Source organism: Brachyspira sp. SAP_772 (assembly GCF_009755885.1).
In the GTDB taxonomy this organism is placed as follows: Bacteria; Spirochaetota; Brachyspiria; order Brachyspirales; family Brachyspiraceae; genus Brachyspira.
Genome location: NZ_VYIX01000004.1, coordinates 1 through 2,122, shown reverse-complemented (window position 1 = coordinate 2,122; position 2,122 = coordinate 1). Strand labels below are relative to the sequence as shown.

Below are 2,122 nucleotides of genomic sequence, written 5' to 3'. Positions count from 1 at the left end.
AAACATATTTCATATCAAAGAATTCTTTTTGATTATTTGTTTGTAAAGTATTAGTTTGAATATTTTGAGATTGTGATGTTTGAGTATTTTGTTCTGATTGATTTGTTTCTTTGTTTCCGCCGCCGCATGAAATTACAGCAATTGTTAAAATAAATGCTGCAATTATAGAAATAATATTTTTCATATTGTACCCCATGTATGTATTGTTATTTTTTATAATAAAAGAAAATTAACAAAATTTCAATTATGGAATATTGCTATAATAAAAAAGTGCATACACTTTTTTATTAAATATATTTCTTATAAAAAATTATTGTATATTCTTAAGCATTTCTGCCTCTATTGCTTTAATGTCGCCTTTTGCTTCCTGAATAGCTTTTATTTCTTCTTTTCTTTGCTTCAATAATTCTTGCTGACCTTGTTTATCCAAAGTAGCCCTTTTAGCAAAATATGCATCGTTTATAAGTTTATCAGCCATTCTCAAAGTTCTGTCTGATACTATTGCTTTGTCTGATTCATTCTCTGCTTTAGACATGTCAAAGCTAGCATCAGTTTTTAAGGCTCCTTCAGGTACTCCGTTAAGTATAGTGCCTTTCCATTCCAATTTAGGCTTATATGTGAAATAATTAAAATAATCTGAATTCTTTATTTCATTATTATCAATAAATATATCAAAAGCCTTATCAGTATTTACATCTAAGAAAAACATTTTATTTTTACCGTCTTCAGTATATATTTTTTGAATACAGTTTAAATTTTGAAAATAATTATAATTAATAAGCTGTCCTATTTCTGAATCAGAATCTACTTCCAAATTCTCTTTCAAAAGTAAAGTACAATTCACTATGTTGGTTCTTATTGTTATATAATCATATCCGTCTGAAACCATTAATTCTTCTTTGCCATCATTATTAATATCGCATAAAAAGAAAGATGGTGAATGCAAAGGCCACCCAATTTTTTCACTTATATAATCAGAATATTTTTCTTTATCAAAGTTACCTGAATTTATAAATTTAGAACCTTTAATATAATCTTTCAAATCATTTGTAGAAATTAACTTAATTTCAGCAGATTTTAAATTATTTATATCTCCAAGTCTGAAATTAGTTGTTATCTTTTCAAATGAAGCGTATAAATGATCTTTTATGAACTCAGGATTATAATAATGCATATTTGCTTTGTGTTCAATTAAAAAGGTATTTTTCTTAAACTGAAGAAAACTAAGTCCATCCCATCCATTATAAGCATCTTCAGTATCAAGATTATAATAATTTTGATAATAATCTAAATCTTTATTAATATTATTATTACTTAATCTATTTTTTATATAAGTTTCTATATATTTGTTCATTATATTTGTATTAACTATTTCTGGCACTATCTCTAATGAAGACACCATATATTTACCTACATCTACAATTGAAATTGAAGAATAATTATTTTCATTAAATAAATCTATATATCCGTCTTCTCTTAAAATATAATAACTTAAATCATTGTTATAAGCATAAGCAAGTAATTGTTCTGCTCTTAAAGAATCAGGAGCTTCTATTATATAATTAATTAATTTCATTTTTTTTATATAAGTATTATCATTATCATAACCTTTTGACATCATCATAGATATATCAGTGCCGCCTGCTTTATCCCATTTTATTAAATACTTTTTTTCTTCTTCAAAATAGTAAAGTGAATCGCAAGCAAAATGCGATAAGAATAAAGCGAAATAAACATCAGCATCTTTTTTATTTAATTTTAATAATTCCTCTCTTGCTTTTTTTAATGCTAAATTTTGATCAACATATAAATATTCAGCCGCATAATAATCATATTCATCAGGCTTATAGAAATCTGCTTCAAAAGGAGAATGATTAACATTTGATATAAACTCTATAGAATATTTTTTTCTTTCATCATCATTTACAAATTTCCTATTAAGAAAATCAAAATTTCTTTTTGCATATTCATTATTTTCTCTTAATTTTTTAAGCTTTTCATCAAATTTAGCTTTATCTACTCTAACACCTTTATAAACATATTTCATATCAAAGAATTCTTTTTGATTATTTGTTTGTAAAGTATTAGTTTGAATATTTTGAGATTGTGATGTTTGAGTATT

The 2,122-nt window shown here is 24.5% G+C and carries 2 protein-coding genes; both read right to left on the bottom strand.

Going from position 1 to position 2,122, the window contains the following annotated elements; all coding sequences use genetic code 11:
- Positions 1-184 (bottom strand): hypothetical protein (locus tag GQX97_RS12090; RefSeq protein WP_157151741.1); only part of this gene is annotated, 184 nt, incomplete at its 3' end.
- A 126-nt stretch (positions 185-310) separates the two neighbouring features.
- A partial coding sequence (locus GQX97_RS12085) for a hypothetical protein (RefSeq protein WP_157152192.1) occupies positions 311-2,122 on the bottom strand: 1,812 nt, incomplete at its 5' end.